The sequence below is a fragment of the Vreelandella nanhaiensis genome (assembly GCF_003990185.1).
Lineage (GTDB): Bacteria > Pseudomonadota > Gammaproteobacteria > Pseudomonadales > Halomonadaceae > Vreelandella > Vreelandella nanhaiensis.
In genome coordinates this window covers 293903-308783 of record NZ_RZHF01000004.1, presented here as the reverse complement: position 1 = coordinate 308783, position 14881 = coordinate 293903, and the positions used below count along the sequence as shown (strand labels likewise).

The window sequence follows — 14881 nt, the reverse complement described above, 5'->3', positions numbered from 1 at the left end:
ATTAGCAACTGCTATTCACGGAGTAAGCATCCATGGCCATAGGCGGTTTGATAGGATTATTGGATGACATTGCTGCATTGGCGAAGTTGTCCGCCGCATCATTGGATGATGTCAGTGCAGCCGCTGGGCGTGCGACGGCGAAGGCGGCCGGGGTAGTGGTCGATGATGCGGCGGTGACGCCGCAATATTTGCAGGGGGTGACAGCGGAGCGTGAACTGGCGATTGTGAAGCAGATCGCGCTGGGCTCGATCCGCAACAAGCTGGTTTTTATCCTGCCGGCGGCGCTGCTGCTGAATTACTTTTTGCCCGCGCTATTACCAATCATCCTGATGGTGGGTGGCACCTATCTGGCCTTTGAGGGCGCGGAAAAGGTTTGGCACAAGCTCTCGGGGGGACATGTTGATGAAAAGCCGGCGGTAGAAAAGGGGCCGGAAGCCGAGAAAAAGATCGTAAGTGGCGCCGTTCGGACCGACCTGATTCTGTCCGCCGAAATCATGGTGATCTCGCTTGCCAGTGTCTCCCATCAGGGATTCTGGTCACAGCTGGCGAGCCTGGTGGTGGTCGCGTTTATCATCACTATTCTGGTGTATGGCGTGGTGGCGCTGTTGGTCAAGATGGATGACATCGGCCTGAAGCTCGCCCAGCGGGGCAGTTCGGGCATGCAGACACTTGGCCGTGGTCTGGTGACTGCAATGCCCAAGGTGCTAGCGGCCATCTCGGTCGTGGGTACCGTCGCCATGCTCTGGGTGGGAGGGCATATCCTGATGGCCAATCTGGGTGCTGATGGCACGGGTTGGTTCAACGCGCCCTATGAGTGGGTTCACCATATTGAGCATGGCATTAGCGAGGCAACCGGTGCCCTGGGCGGCGCGCTGGGCTGGAGCTTCAATACGCTGTGCTCTGCGGTGATTGGCTTTTTGGTGGGCTCGGTGGTGGTGGGGGTGTTGCACCTCGTTCCCTTTAAGAAGACTCACTCGGCATAGGTGCGGGCCGCGACGTGCGTACCAGGGAGCTAAGAGCCCGCTATCATGAACTGCAACGTGGTGCTTTAAAGGCTCCCTGGCTCGTGCTGAAGAGCTGTTCTCTAATTACGAACATGCACTAACAACGTCTGATTCTGCAAGAGCGGGGCGTATCGGCTTTACTCGATGGAAAAACGTGAACTGGTGGTTGTTTGCCACCGCGCTTTACCTTGAATCTGCCGCGCCAGGCTACCTCGACTTCATCTGCTCAACAATCCGCGCAGCATCGAACGCAATCACTTTACTGCTTAACAAATCGTGAACAGGTTCTAAGAGATTAGTTATAAACGCTTTTGCAGTTGTCTTGATACAGCGGGGCATCGGTGCCCAACGCTAGTCGCTTGGTGTTGCTGTTGTAGTAGAAATGACCGGACTCGGCGCCTGAAAGCTCATAGTCGCCGCACACCCCATAGCCCTTGTTGACTCGCGTCAAGTGGGAGATTTTGGCCGGTGCTTGGCTTTCGAGGCGTTCAGATATCGTCGCGGCGATGTGGGCATCACGCTGGGCCTCGGAATAGGCCTGGCTACCGAATATCAGGCCAGCCACGACGAAAATGGCGACAACGGGAATCCATAGGTTATGCATAGCGTGTCCAGTTAGCGAATATAAAAGCGCATGAATTCGGCAGAAAATTATTTGGTTGGTATCAGCGGTGATCGAACAGCGGCTGGGTGTACTGGGAAATTGCCAACGTGCGGGAGACTTTCTATTTGAAAAAGTCTCTACCGCTCATTGCGTGCGGCGTCCCACAATTTCATGAGCTCTGTAATAGAGGCATTGAAGACCGATATCTTGATGCCGTCTCTCGCTGATATGGACACACCCAGCAGAAAACTACTGAACATTGTCCCCATGGCCCGAGCATCGGTTTCTTCGGAGAGCTCGCCCATAGCAATTCCACGCTCAACGCATCGTACAAACCCAGCATGAGTACGCGAACGTGAGGCGGCTAGCGGCTTTGCGACATGCGCATGCTCAGGTTTCGGCGCACTCATGGTTCCCAGGGCCACCATGCAGCCTTTTGGGTGCCCCGATTCGCACTGCATTTTCGCCGAACGACGTAGCGTAAGTTCGACCGCTTCTCTGGGAGGTATTTCATCGTCCCATAGGCCGTCTGTCACGCGGGCATAGCTCTCCAGGTAACACTGAACAGCCTCTTTGAACAAAGCTTCCTTGGATCCGAAAGCAGCATAAAAGCTTGGTGCAGAGATGCCGCCGCCTATCTGAGTTTTGAGCTGGCTCAGAGACGTTGTCTCATAACCCTGCTCCCAGAAAAGGTGCATCGCTTGCTCAATAGCTTGCTGTCGATCAAACACTCTGGGGCGCCCCATCTGTGCCATTTCGAACTCCATTACGTTACTAAATACAGATGACTTATATACTACTCGATACAAAAGTCCTTGACAATAATCTATCCGGCGCCACATATTTATACCGATCGATACATATGTGAGAAAAAATGCTCTGGGTGTCTGCTGCCCAGCGCTAAACTTCATCTTCGAAAGGGTATTTTTGTGGCCTACTCATCTATTCAGGCGGAATCGGCGACGACTGATAAGCTTCCCATGTCCGCACTGCTGGCCTTGGCTATGACGGGCTTTGTCTGCATCGTGACAGAAACGCTACCTGCGGGATTATTACCTCAAATCAGTGAGGGTCTCGGGATCAGCCAAGCGTTGGCGGGTCAAATGGTGACGGCTTATGCGCTGGGGTCGATGTTAGCGGCGATTCCTTTGACGATTGCTACGCGCGGTTGGCGGCGACGCAACGTCTTGCTGCTCACCATTATCGGGTTCTTTGTTTTTAACTCGGTCACTGCGCTATCCAGTACCTATGGCCTGACGCTGGTTGCTCGCTTCTTTGCCGGTGTTGCCGCCGGGTTGGCCTGGAGTCTTCTCGCTGGTTATGCTCGGCGTATGGTCGCTCCTCATCAACAAGGGCGTGCAATGGCCGTGGCGATGGTCGGCATCCCCGTGGCTTTGGCTCTCGGTGTGCCTCTTGGAACCTACATGGGCTCGGTCGCCGGCTGGCGTACCGCTTTCTGGGTCATGTCCGCGTTGACACTTTCTCTGGTTGTATGGGTAATGGCCAAAGTTCCAGACTATCCCGGGCAGCCGGCAGGCGAGCGTATGCCATTGCGAAAAGTCTTTACGACGCCGGGCGTGCGGCCTGTGCTTGCAGTGGTCGTAACGTGGATGCTAGCCCACAATATTCTCTACACCTATATTGCTCCGTTTGTGGGGGCAGCGGGACTCGGCGAACGGATTGATCTGGTGCTATTAACCTTTGGCGCTGCATCGCTTGGCGGCATCTGGATTGCCGGAAAGCTGGTGGACAGCCATTTGCGGGTCACGGTACTGACAAGCCTTGCAGCATTCGCGATAACCGCTTTCATCTTTGGTTTGAGCACTCAAAGCCCCGTTGTCGTCTTCATCGGCATTGTAGTGTGGGGCGTCACCTTCGGCGGTGCTTCCACATTGCTGCAAACCGCGCTGGCCGATACGGCTGGAAGTGGTGCCGATGTGGCGCTTTCCATGAATGTAGTGACATGGAATGCTGCGATTGCTGGTGGTGGAGTCGTTGGCGGTATGCTTCTTAATTCATGGGGTGTAGGCGCCTTCCCCTGGTCTCTGGTGATCTTGCTTGTTATCGCATTCACCGTCGCGTGGGCGGCGCGTTCACATGCTTTCAAACCTGGCCCCCGAAATGGAGAAACCCAGGGAGAACCTGATTCGAGCGGCTGCTAGCCTATGAGCCGAATATAAACCATAATCGGCTCATGTATATCTGGCAGCAGCACAATTGGCCTTATTTCAAGTGGGATGAATCTGCCCTACGGCCTACGTTAAATGCCGTAAGACTATTGCAAGGACGGGCGTTGGGCAGAATGGATGCTGCTCCCGAGCAGACTGATTTAGACGTGGAAATGGATGCGCTCATTCAGAATGCTATTCGAACCAGCGAGATCGAGGACGAGCGCCTGGATGTTGGCTCCGTGCGCTCTTCGGTTGCGCGTCATTTAGGGCTTGAGCAAGCGGGGGTATCCACCAGAACCACGCCGGAATCCGAAGCGTTGATCGAGCTTTTGCTGCAAGCAACTCACCATCCGGATGAGCCTATTTCCTACCAACAACTCTGTTTCTGGCAGTCCCTGTTGTTCGTGCAAGGTCCTGGTTTGTTGGGAAGGGTAAGGGTTGGCAAGCTGCGAGGGGATCATCCCATGCAGGTCGTATCTGGGCGCATTGATCGCCCCACGGTACATTTTGAAGCGCCGCCGCGTGGGCAGTTGGAAACTGAGCTGGATGCGTTTATTAACTGGTTCAACCATCCGCCTGAAGGGCTTGATCCTTTAATACGGGCTGGCATCGCCCATCTTTGGTTGATTACGCTTCATCCATTTGATGATGGTAACGGGCGCGTGACGCGTGCGGTAACGGATAAAGCGCTGGCACAGGCCGAGCGACAGTCCATCCGCTTTTATTCGTTGAGTGCCGCCATCATGGCGCGTCGCGAGGCGTATTACGATCATCTTGAGAGCGTCCAGAAAGGCAGCCTGGATATTACGCCTTGGCTATTGTGGTTTCTGGATACGTTGAGAGAGGCGCTTGAGCAGGCGCTGTTGCGCATCGACCGAGTACTTTCGAAAACCAACTTCTGGCAGCACCACGCCACCATCGTACTAAATGAGCGCCAGATTAAAGTGCTTAATCGCTTACTGGATGGCGCGGGTGAGGAGTTTGCGCAGGGTATCAGTGCCCGTAAGTACCAAGCATTGGCGAAGGTGAGTAAGGCCACCGCTACTCGGGATATGGCCGAGCTGGTAGAAAAAGGCTGCCTTTACAAGCTGCCTGGGGGCGGGCGGAGTACGCGTTATGCGGTACTGTTTGGATGAACCCCTAATAGCCGATAGAGCGATGATTAAACATGCTTGGCGAAAGTCTTTAACCTTATATTTAGCCCTCGTTTAACTAGGCTTACTCTAGAGCCAGCCCCGCCTTGCCCCCACCGTGAACAAAGCCACTGCCTGCCAATGCTGAATTAACGTATCATCACGCCCTTCAAAGTCAGCGGCGCTTAGCGCAGCGGGCAACCGTGTTTGAACAGCCGCTGGATATGAGTAAACAGGGGGCTATGGTTCTCTAACACTGCAAAAAGGGCAGCCGATGCTGAGCTAATCAGGCGCTCTACCAGGCGAAGACAAACGGCCGTAATCAGGTGGTTTTCCTGCCGTACCCGCATGCTTATACCAGTACCGGGCAGTAAGGTTTTTCACGTGTTTGAAAAGAGTGAGAAGGGAATGGGGAGTATCTTTATTAGCCAAATTGGCCAACATCAATACTCCCTGCCTTTCTGGGGTAACTAGGTTGCGCGGTTAAGTCAATCCGGCGTATTAAAACGGATGTCTCTCATTCGGATCCGACTTTTAGGTAGGCTTGGAATTTCCTTCAGGCTATAAGACAAATCCTGCTCCGGTAACTGATAACTAATCTTATTCATTAGGAAATCGACGGTTTCCTGCATAATAAGAAGTGTCATCCACTCGCCTGCACAGCGATGCCCTGTGTCATAGTCCCCGCCACCCTGAGGAATAAAGCTGAACGGACGCTGCTTGCTGTCTATAAAACGGGTACCAATAAAGGTGTCCGGGTTATCCCATTCCTCCGGGTGGTGGTTAGTGCCATACAAGTCCAGCAGTGTGAGCGTGTCCTTTTCAAATTCATAGCCTTGCCAGGTGAAATCTTCCCGAACCTTCGCCACCGTAAAAGGAAAGAATGGATAAAAACGTCTTATTTCCTGGCAGAAGCTTTCAAGTTGCTCGTGAGTCAGCTCGGAATTTGGCGGAGAATCGTGTAACGCCAAGCCTATAAAGGCTATCCAGACTGCATTTGCCACGGTAGGCCGCAGTAAATTAAGCACCTCTACGGCCACTATCTCTTTATCGAGCAAACTTCCATCTAGGTCTTTATGCCAAATAAACTTATAAAAAGGGGTGTCTTCATTTAGTTGCAAGCTGCCTTCGCGCGCTTGACTAATGAGATCTTCAATCCAATCTTCTGCTTTTGAACGGGCACTCCAACCTTTAAAATGCGAAAAGTCTGCTTCCCCTGCTTTTTCAAACATAAGACTAAGCTGATCGGTTCGTTTCTCAATCTCATCTGCCGCTAATGGAACCCCGCACCAGTCACAAACCACTTGCGTCAGGATCTTTTTGGCTTCGTTATATAAAACGATCTCGTCCTGCTGAACCCAATCTTCTGCCGCCTTGGCATAGTAATCACGAGTTAACTGGCCCAATCTATCCACCGATTCGCGCGTCCATAACTGCATAAACATTGCTTTTCGGTGCCGGTGAGCTTCGTCATCTAACCCCTGGACCCCGCCCACGCCGAACAATGTTTTTTTAGCCGGTAGCGGAGCCGCCCCAGCTCGTTTAAATTTAGACTCATCGTAAAACAGCTCGGCAGCCTCGCTGCCACTAAGACAGTAAGCGCTACGGCCAAGTACCCTGGTTTTAAAGACATTGGACTGCATCGACTCGCGTCGATTAATAATAAAATGATAGCCTTCTTTCACTAGACTAATGCTGTGCTCCAGGCCTTTTTCTTCTGGCATATTCGTCCGCTTACTCATTATAACCTCCCTGTTTGCAAGAGTTCGTGCGGTTAAAGGACAATGATCAACCTGCCTGAAAGTGGTGGGTTTGCTGACCACTGCGCTCAAGTAAACTTATCTAAGTGTAGCCGCCAAGGACGCTAACCGCTGATTAGGGGGCCACCATTCCTTTGGCAAGGGTAGTAGGCGCGTTACATGCGCAGTAACGGGTAGGGCGTTGGCACAGGCAGAGCGGCAATCGGCTCGCCGCGAGGCATACTACGATCACCTTGAAGTACCGCTCATTGGCCAAGGCGAGTAAAGCTACCACAACGCGGGATTTGGCCGAGCCGGTAGAAAAGGGCTGTCTTTCAGAAAAGCGCAGAATCACATCGCCTTCCATGTCGCTGCCTTCCATCACCACAAAGTTGCCGTAGAAGGCGAGCGGCTCTGGGCCGTGGCCTTCGCGGGCGTCTTTGGCTAGGCCCACAGCGGGGCCGTAGCGGCCGCTGGAGACTTCATTTCTAATGAAGACTTCCCAGTGTTTCCCCTAGCTAAGACTGGCAGCCACCATGATTTACTTCCTTTATTCAAAAGTAACAAATAAGAATATAAGTGGGCTGTTAAGAATGGCCATACACCTAACTACTAGGATTAGCCGAGCAACTGATCCGTAGGCGTGCTTGTTACTCTTCCAGTTGGCGAGTAGCCGCTCGGACGAAAACGGTGGGAGATTGACCAAGTACCTTGCGAAACATACTAGAAAAAGCGGCTGGGCTGTCGTAGCCGAGTTCCAGCGCGGTTCGAGTAACGGAACTGCCAGACAGCAGGCTGGGAATAGCTGCCATGAGACAGGCCTGTTGGCGCCATACGGCAAAGGACGTGCCGGTCTGCTGACGGAATAGGCGATTGAAGGTGCGCTGACTGCGATGCATCTGCCGAGCCCAGTCCTCGGGAAGAGTGTGAATGTTCGGCTGGCTGAGAAAATCTCGGCACAGACTGGCTAATTGAGGGTCATGGGGCAGGGGCGCAAACAGCGGCAGGGCCTGAGCTTGTTGCAGTTCGTATAGGAGCAATTGGGCAAGGGCGCCGTCGCGGCCGTTTTCGTCATAGAGCGCGGGTAGGTGGGCGGAAGCCAGCAGCAGATGATGCAACAGAGGCGTTACGACCAGCACTTCACAATTGCGGGAAGCGCGTAGAGCGGTGTGGGGCTCTATATACAGGCTTCGAGTGCTAACTCCATTCATGCGCACCTGATGTCGCTTGCCCGCAGGCAGCCAGACACCGCTATAAGGCGGCACCATCCAGGTGCCGTCATCCGTATTGACTTCCATCACGCCTGTCATGCCATAGAGAAACTGGACACGACGATGGGTATGGAAGTCGAGGAGTGTGCCGGGGTTGTAGTCAGTACCGATGGCCACAATGGGCCGTGCCACATGATCCACGTCGGATAGGGGAGTATTGAGCATAATTTTTATTCTGGCCGTAATGCGATGATTATTGTCCGAACGACGAATGTCGGCCAACCCCCGCCAGCATACAGTGTCTGCTGTTTCGTTTCATCAGGAGAGCGGCGGTGTATAGCATATTACTTCTCTGTGGCGGGTTGGCGGGAGTCACCACCGTGTTGTTCGGTTTCGGTGGTGGGTTTGTGGTGGTTCCATTGCTGTATGTCTTACTGATTTCCATCCATGGGTCGAATAGCGAGGCGGGTCTGGCGGCAATGCATATCGCGGTAGCCACCTCGACTGCGTTAATGGTCTTCGCGGCTTCACTGGCAACATGGCGTCATCATCGGCGTCACACTGTGCAATGGCATTTAGTGCGTCCGTTGGTCGGTTATATCGCCATGGGCGCTGTGCTTGGCGCGGCGGCTGCCGTGTCGTTAAGTGGGGAGTGGGTGCGCTGGGCGTTTATTGGCTATTTGTGCATCACTATTACGGATGCCGTTCTGCGGCCTGGTTTTCTGCATCAGGCGGGGAGTAATGTGCGTCCTATGGGGCGTGCAGTAACAGCCATTACGGGTACATTCATTGGTGCAGTGGCCGCCTTGTTGGGCGTTGGTGGCAGTGTGATGACCGTACCGCTCATGCGCCGTAGAGGCGCGAGTATGACGGCAGCCACCGCTATGGCCAACCCATTATCGTTGCCCATGGCGGTCAGTGGTACCGCAACGTATGTGTTGCTGTCGGCGAACCACCCAGCGTTGGAGGGCTGGTATGCAGGTTATGTAGATCTGCGCGCCTTGTTGGTATTAGCGGTGGGCTCTTGGTTCGGCATCCGATTGGCGTCGATCTGGATCGGGCGGATCCCTGATCGTATTCATGCCAGGGTATATCTTCTATTGCTGGCAATGGTGCTGGTGGTAATGGTTTTTATGCATTGAATCGAGCCAGGCTCCTACGATTGCTACACGTTTGCTGCTGCCAAATCGTTTTTAGTCGGGGCAGGTGTTAGGTGCTTACTGTTACTGTGCAGAGATTATTTTGCTTTTCTGTATGAATAAACAGTTTTTGTGTTAAGGTTTACTTAACTTCTTATAACAGGTGCGCTTGAGTATTTGCTTTGGTGTGCAAAGGTGAAGATTGCTGCATTGAGTGATGCTTGTTTGGCAGGTGCATGTTTTGGAGGTGCGTGGCGCTTGATTAAACCTAGGGGGCAACACTCATGAATGACCAGCAAATACAGATATTCACCAGCGAAGATGGACAAGCACACCTTGAGGTGACGCTGGAGCAAGAGACGGTTTGGCTAAGCCAGGCGCAGATGGCAGAACTGTTTGGCAAAGATGTGCGTACCGTGAATGAACATATTAGTAATGTGTATGCAGAAGCTGAACTGGAGAAAGAGGGAACTATCCGGAAATTCCGGATAGTTCGCCAAGAGGGTAAACGCCAAGTTCAGCGGGAAATAGATCATTATAACTTAGATGCCATTATTTCAGTGGGTTACCGAGTAAAGTCCCATCGCGGCGTGCAGTTCCGTAAATGGGCTACTCAGGTACTGAAAGAGCATTTGGTTCATGGTTATACCCTAAACCAACGCCGCCTAACCGAGCGTGGCATAGAGTTTGAGCAGGCGGTGAGTCTGCTCAGCCGTACCTTGACCAATCAAGGCCTGGTTTCTCCAGAAGGCGAAGCGGTAGCCCGCGTGATTAGCGATTACGCTCGCTCTTGGAGTTTGCTGCAAGGTTACGATGAGCAGCAATTAGCTGAGTTAAACATCAAGCAGCCCGGTATGCATTCGCTGGAGTTGGAAGAAGCTCTGAAAGCCATTAGGGAGTTAAAGCAAACCTTAATCGCTAAAGGTGAGGCAACCGAATTGTTTGGGCAAGTGCGAGGTGATGGTTTGACATCAGCCCTTGCTACTATCGAGCAGGGGTTTGGTGATGAGCTGTTTTACCCTAATGTGGCTACTCGGGCGGCGCACCTGCTTTATTTTGTGATCAAAAACCATCCGCTGGCCGATGGTAACAAGCGCTGTGGCTCGTTTCTGTTTCTATGGTATCTGCGCCGCAATGCGGCCTTGCTGGCCCGGCCCGTCGAGCAACTCATCAACGATAATACGCTGGTGGCGTTAGCCCTGTTAGTGGCTGAGAGCCTACCCGATCAAAAAACGCTGATGATCCGATTGATCGAGCATTTTATCTTGCTGCGATAGCTGTTAACTCCCCGCCGTTAAAGGCGGGGGCTTGGTCGTTTAAGCCTCTTCAACCCCGTCCACAATAAACACGCGGTAGTCAGCACCCTGAAAGCGGTGCTTGCGGGCTTCCTGGTAGGCGTCACTTTGATACCAGGCGCGGGCGGCGGCCATATCGGGAAAGCGCAGAATTACCGCGCCTTCCATATCGCTGCCTTCCATCACTTCAAAGTCACCATAAAAGGCGAGCGGCTTCGGGTCATGGCCTTCGCGGGCGGCTTTGGCCTTGGTGGCGTATTGCTCCATTTCCTTGGCGTCGTGAGTGCGCTCACGAGTCAGTACAACATAAGCCGGCATTCCATTCTCCTTGGGTAATTATCAGGAAAGCTTCTTTAACAGCGCTTGGGCGGTGGCTTCAGACGAACCGGGGTTTTGCCCGGTAATCAGCAGACCGTCCACTTCCACATGGGAGCTCCAATCATCACCCTTAGTGTACTGGCCGCCCAGGTCTTTGAGCATATCTTCAACTAAAAACGGTACTACGTTGGTCAGGCCAACGGCCTCTTCTTCGCTGTTGGTGAAGCCCGTCACTTTACGGCCCGCGACCAGCGGCTTGCCATCGCTGCCTTTCACATGGCGCAGCACGCCGGGGGCATGGCATACCGTGGCGACCGGCTTGTTGGCGGCCAGGGCGTCCTCGATCAGACGAACGGAAGTGGCGCTCTCGGCCAGATCCCACAGCGGGCCGTGGCCACCGGGATAGAACACCGCGTCGAACTCGGCGATGTCGATATCGGCAAGCTTATGGGTATTGGCCAGCGCCGCCTGCGCGTCGAGGTCCGCTTGGAATCGGTTGGTAGCCTCGGTTTGGGCGTCCGGCGCGTTACTGCTGGGGTCCAGCGGCGGCTGGCCGCCTTCGGGGGAGGCTAGGGTCACCTCGGCACCTGCGTCCTTGAACGTATAGTAGGGCGCGGCCAGCTCTTCGAGCCAGAAGCCGGTTTTTTTGCCGGTGTCGCCAAGCTTATCGTGTGAAGTCACTACAACGAGAATTTTCATGATCCATTCCTTTCCTGGGAGGGAGAGAGACTTAACAGAGCGTAGGTGGCTTTTAAGGCAACATCCAGCGGTACCCGGTCGCGGGTAATCTTGGCCCGCAGGCTGGCACCCAGCCATAGCTGGTAAAGCGTGGTGGCAAGCTCAGCCGCGTTGCTCTGCGTACTGGCAAGGCTGGGCAGTGAGCCATCGGCAACCGCTGCCTCTATTGCCAGGGCCAGCTGGGCGATGATGCGATCGGTGCCACGCTGTAGCACCTGGCGCATGCGTTCGGAAAGATCGCTTACCTCCGCCGCGAGCTTAACCGCCAGGCATTTACCGCGCGGGTCACCGTGGTGCTGGGTGTCCCGCCAGTTTGTCCAATAGCCTACTAGCCGTTCGGCATTGGAAACGCCCGGCTGGCCCAGGCGCTCTTCAAGCTGTGTGAGGTAGCCGGTGAAGTAGTCTTCTAACAGGGCTTCGCCAAAGGCTTCCTTGGAGCCGAAGTAGTGATAAAAGGATCCTTTGGGCACTTCGGCGGCTTTGAGAACCTCGTTAAGGCCCACCGCCGAGAACCCTTTGCCAGCGATAATAAGCTGGCCGGTATGGAGAATACGCTGCCGGACATCGCCGGTAACTGGAGTCGTGTTCATGACAAACAGCTTACGCCTGACTAGACCAGTCGTCTAGCAGTGTTGTGGCGTCTATTCCCATAGCGGTTTAAGCGGCCCGCCTACCGGCGCGGTGCTTGGTACGGCTACCGACGCCACCCGCGCCTTTGCCGCCGCAAGCTCGGCCGGGTCGCCGCGCTCAATCTCCGGGTCTTGCCCCGGTGGGTAGGCGCCTACCATGCAGAAATCATCGTCGGCCTCTAGGCTGGCATGCCCAACCCCTGCGGGCAGTACCAGTACATCGCCCGCGTAAAGCATCACTTCTCGGCCGTTGGGGCCGCCCAATCGAGCCCTGGCTTGGCCCTGAAAAATGCCTAGAGCCTCGTGAGCGGTGGAGTGAAAGTGGTCAAAGTCATACAAGTAGTAACGCCACGCTGGTGGCCAGCCGTGCTGCTTGAACATGCTTTCAAAGGCATCGGCCCGCTCCTCTGCACTGCTGAGGTCCAGAACCCCGCGGTAAATCAGCACGGGAAGCGGGGAGTTGGGATAGCCGCTTGTTTCGTCGCTATCGAGATGGAGTAGTTCGGGCTGCGGGGTAGACATTCTGGTCTCCTCGTTAGGATGCTCTTTCAGCATAGTCTTTACAAAATAGTTTTTAGCATAGCCGAGCTAATTGATAAGCGACTGGCGGTGGGCTTCAGATGATCGCCTGGCTGCGTACGCGGGTCTTAAAAGCGGCGATCATTGGCTGATAATGGCGTCAATCGTTATCATATTGATGATGTGATCCATCATTAATCCACCTTACCGCGAGCTCTCATGACCCAATCTAAAACGCCATTCATTGTGGTACTGAGCCTGGCATTGACCATGATGCTGGGCCCGTTTTCCATGGATACGTATCTGCCGGCCTTTCCGGTCATCGGGGAGTCGCTGGGTATTTCTCAGCAGGCGGTATCGCTGAGCGTGTCGGTATACGTATTCGCGATGGCGCTGGGTCAGTTGATCGGCGGCGCGCTTTCGGATCGTTTCGGACGCCAGCGGGTTCTGATGAGCGGGCTGGCGATTTTTGCGCTCTCAAGCATTGCTATAGGTATGGCGGATTCCTTGAATACACTGCTTAGCGGGCGGGCGGTTCAGGCCATTGGCGCGGGTTTGACGCTGGTATCGGTACCAGCGCTGGTGCGCGATCGGGTGTCAGGCCGCGACGCCGCGAAACTGTTCTCGATGATGGGCTTTATCATGGTTCTGGCGCCTGGCATTGCGCCAAGCGTGGGCAGCGCGATTCTGTCATTTGGCTCCTGGCACTATATCTTCTTCGCCTTGGCGGCCTACGCGGTGCTGCTGGTGCCACTGCTGGTACGGGTATTGTTTACCGGCAAGGGCAAGGTATCTCGCGCGAAAAGCCCGCAGATGAGCCTGCTGGCGCGATACAAGCTGGTGCTGTCGACCAAGCCGGCGCTGCCGTTCATTGCCTGGCAGGCCGCCTCTTTTTCTACCCTGATGATGTTTATCACCTACGCATCCTTCATCTATCAAGGGCACTTCGAGCAATCGCCCTCGAGCTTTTCGATACTGTTTGCGGCGAACATTGTGGCCATGCTTATCTTCAATATTCTCAATCGGATACTGCTTTCCAGGCTGCCGTCGTTTCGCATTCTTCAGTTGGCAACGGGCTGTCAGGCGGTCGGCATATTCCTACTGGTGATGGCTGCCTTTATGGACTGGTCACTTTACGCCTTCCTGGCCGCCATGATGCTGACCATCGGCACGGTGGGGGCGATCTCGCCGAATATTCAGGCCTGCTTTCTGGAGTTCTTTCCTACCAGCGGAGGCACGGCCGCCGCCCTTCTGGGTGCTGCCCAGTTCGGTATCGCCGGTATCTTAAGTGCGCTGTCCGCCGTGCTGCCGCATACGCTGGAATCGGTCGTTCTGGCCATGGCCGCCTGTGGTTCGGTGGCATACTGGCTGCTCGCACGCTCGATCATCAAGGGGCGGGCCGCGGTCGAGGCGCATTGAGTCGGACCGTACTCGCTGGTTAAACGCCGTATGCTTTTCAGCCTTGCCTATTCGTTTCTAATAAAGTGGAGCCCATGAAACTCGATCTTTACCAGGTAGACGCCTTTGCTTCCCGACCCTTCGAGGGCAACCCGGCAGCGGTGTGCCCGCTGGATGCATGGCTGGATGACGTAACTCTCCAGGCAATTGCCGCTGAGAACAACCTCTCAGAAACCGCCTTCTTCGTGGCTGGTGGAGCGGGCTACCATCTGCGCTGGTTCACGCCAAAAGTGGAAGTAGACCTGTGCGGCCACGCCACCCTGGCCGCCGCGTGGGTGATCTTCAACCGGCTTGGCTATAGCGCCGATACCCTGCATTTCGAGACGCGCAGCGGCGTGCTCACAGTGCGCCGCGAAGGCGATGAGCTGGCCATGAATTTCCCGGCCAAAACGCTGGCATCGTTGGATATGCACGATGAAGTCGCCGCTGCACTTGGTGGTATCGAGATCGAAGAGCTCTGGATATCCGACGATATCGTGGCGGTGGTGAATGACACGGTGCTGATCGAGTCGCTTGCGCCGGATATGCAGCGGCTGAAAACGCTGCCGGGGCGAGGTATCGCGGTGACGGCCCAAGGCAAGGATGTGGATATTGTCTCCCGCTGGTTCGGCCCCAAGGTGGGCGTGGAGGAGGACCCGGTGACCGGTTCGGCGCATACGTCGCTTGCGCCTTACTGGGCAAAGCGTTTGGGTAAGCCCTCACTCACTGCCCGCCAGGGCGGCGCTCGTAAAGGAAAGTTGAGCTGCCTGGTAGAGGGCGAACGCGTGGTGATCAAAGGGCGCGTAGCGCCTTACCTGCAAGGGGTTATTTCTCTGCCGGAAGATGCTTGTTAAATAACGATCAGTAAAACGAATACTGCATTGAAAGTGCTGTGGTGAAGAGGGCAGCTATGTGCTGTCCAGTCCCGTGATACTCGACTGGCT

Annotated in this window: 16 protein-coding genes; 7 read left to right on the top strand and 9 right to left on the bottom strand. The window is 54.7% G+C overall.

Going from position 1 to position 14881, the window contains the following annotated elements:
• The first annotated feature begins 32 nt into the window (after positions 1-32).
• Positions 33-983 carry a DUF808 domain-containing protein gene (locus tag ELY38_RS01795; RefSeq protein ID WP_127059804.1) on the top strand — a complete coding sequence of 317 codons (951 nt, stop codon included), beginning with the start codon at positions 33-35 and terminating at the stop codon, positions 981-983.
• 316 nt (positions 984-1299) lie between these two features.
• On the opposite strand, the gene ELY38_RS01790 is transcribed toward ELY38_RS01795, so the two are convergent.
• Positions 1300-1608, bottom strand: coding sequence for a hypothetical protein (locus tag ELY38_RS01790; protein ID WP_127059803.1), 309 nt, complete (start codon positions 1606-1608; stop codon positions 1300-1302).
• Positions 1609-1745: 137 nt separating this feature from the next.
• Complete coding sequence (locus ELY38_RS01785) at positions 1746-2363, bottom strand: TetR/AcrR family transcriptional regulator (RefSeq protein ID WP_127059802.1); 618 nt, start codon at positions 2361-2363, stop codon at positions 1746-1748.
• A gap of 174 nt (positions 2364-2537) precedes the next feature.
• On the opposite strand from ELY38_RS01785, the gene ELY38_RS01780 reads away from it, so the two are divergent.
• Positions 2538-3770 (top strand): MFS transporter, encoded by a 1233-nt coding sequence (locus ELY38_RS01780; RefSeq protein WP_222845098.1) that lies wholly within the window; start codon positions 2538-2540, stop codon positions 3768-3770.
• 32 nt (positions 3771-3802) lie between these two features.
• Complete coding sequence (locus ELY38_RS01775; protein ID WP_127059801.1) at positions 3803-4915, top strand: Fic family protein; 1113 nt, start codon at positions 3803-3805, stop codon at positions 4913-4915.
• A 485-nt stretch (positions 4916-5400) separates the two neighbouring features.
• Here the strand turns inward: ELY38_RS01775 and ELY38_RS01770 are convergent, their stop codons facing one another.
• The 3 genes from ELY38_RS01770 to ELY38_RS01755 all read right to left on the bottom strand — a co-directional run bounded on the left by ELY38_RS01770 (position 5401) and on the right by ELY38_RS01755 (position 8087).
• Positions 5401-6654 carry a cytochrome P450 gene (locus ELY38_RS01770; RefSeq protein WP_127059800.1) on the bottom strand — a complete coding sequence of 418 codons (1254 nt, stop codon included), beginning with the start codon at positions 6652-6654 and terminating at the stop codon, positions 5401-5403.
• Positions 6655-6787: 133 nt separating this feature from the next.
• Positions 6788-7105 (bottom strand): hypothetical protein, encoded by a 318-nt coding sequence (locus tag ELY38_RS19300; protein ID WP_246009047.1) that lies wholly within the window; start codon positions 7103-7105, stop codon positions 6788-6790.
• A 196-nt stretch (positions 7106-7301) separates the two neighbouring features.
• Positions 7302-8087: an AraC family transcriptional regulator gene (locus ELY38_RS01755; protein WP_127059799.1), complete on the bottom strand. Its 786-nt coding sequence runs from the start codon at positions 8085-8087 to the stop codon at positions 7302-7304.
• A 107-nt stretch (positions 8088-8194) separates the two neighbouring features.
• Here ELY38_RS01755 and ELY38_RS01750 point away from each other — a divergent pair, with 107 nt between their 5' ends.
• Together ELY38_RS01750 and ELY38_RS01745 are read left to right on the top strand one after the other, a co-directional pair.
• The gene (locus tag ELY38_RS01750; RefSeq protein WP_127059798.1) at positions 8195-9004 is read left to right on the top strand and encodes a sulfite exporter TauE/SafE family protein; all 810 of its coding nucleotides are present in this window, start codon (positions 8195-8197) and stop codon (positions 9002-9004) included.
• A 281-nt stretch (positions 9005-9285) separates the two neighbouring features.
• Positions 9286-10278, top strand: a complete 993-nt coding sequence (locus ELY38_RS01745; RefSeq protein ID WP_127059797.1) for a virulence RhuM family protein/type II toxin-antitoxin system death-on-curing family toxin — start codon at positions 9286-9288, stop codon at positions 10276-10278.
• A 39-nt stretch (positions 10279-10317) separates the two neighbouring features.
• On the opposite strand, the gene ELY38_RS01740 is transcribed toward ELY38_RS01745, so the two are convergent.
• The 4 genes from ELY38_RS01740 to ELY38_RS01725 are packed head-to-tail and all read right to left on the bottom strand — an operon-like array spanning position 10318 to position 12503.
• Positions 10318-10614, bottom strand: a complete 297-nt coding sequence (locus tag ELY38_RS01740) for a DUF1330 domain-containing protein (RefSeq protein ID WP_018917975.1) — start codon at positions 10612-10614, stop codon at positions 10318-10320.
• A 21-nt stretch (positions 10615-10635) separates the two neighbouring features.
• Positions 10636-11313, bottom strand: coding sequence for a type 1 glutamine amidotransferase domain-containing protein (locus ELY38_RS01735; protein WP_127059796.1), 678 nt, complete (start codon positions 11311-11313; stop codon positions 10636-10638).
• Positions 11310-11942, bottom strand: a complete 633-nt coding sequence (locus ELY38_RS01730; protein WP_127059795.1) for a TetR/AcrR family transcriptional regulator — start codon at positions 11940-11942, stop codon at positions 11310-11312. The genes ELY38_RS01735 and ELY38_RS01730 overlap by 4 nt, the downstream gene beginning before the upstream one ends.
• Positions 11943-11993: 51 nt before the next feature.
• On the bottom strand, positions 11994-12503 hold the full coding sequence (locus ELY38_RS01725) for a cupin domain-containing protein (protein ID WP_127059794.1): 510 nt from the start codon (positions 12501-12503) through the stop codon (positions 11994-11996).
• 216 nt (positions 12504-12719) lie between these two features.
• On the opposite strand from ELY38_RS01725, the gene ELY38_RS01720 reads away from it, so the two are divergent.
• Entirely contained in the window at positions 12720-13919 is a 1200-nt protein-coding gene (locus ELY38_RS01720) for a Bcr/CflA family efflux MFS transporter (protein WP_127059793.1), read from the top strand.
• Between the two features lie 74 nt (positions 13920-13993).
• Positions 13994-14791, top strand: coding sequence for a PhzF family phenazine biosynthesis protein (locus ELY38_RS01715; protein ID WP_127059792.1), 798 nt, complete (start codon positions 13994-13996; stop codon positions 14789-14791).
• Positions 14792-14881 lie beyond the last annotated feature (90 nt).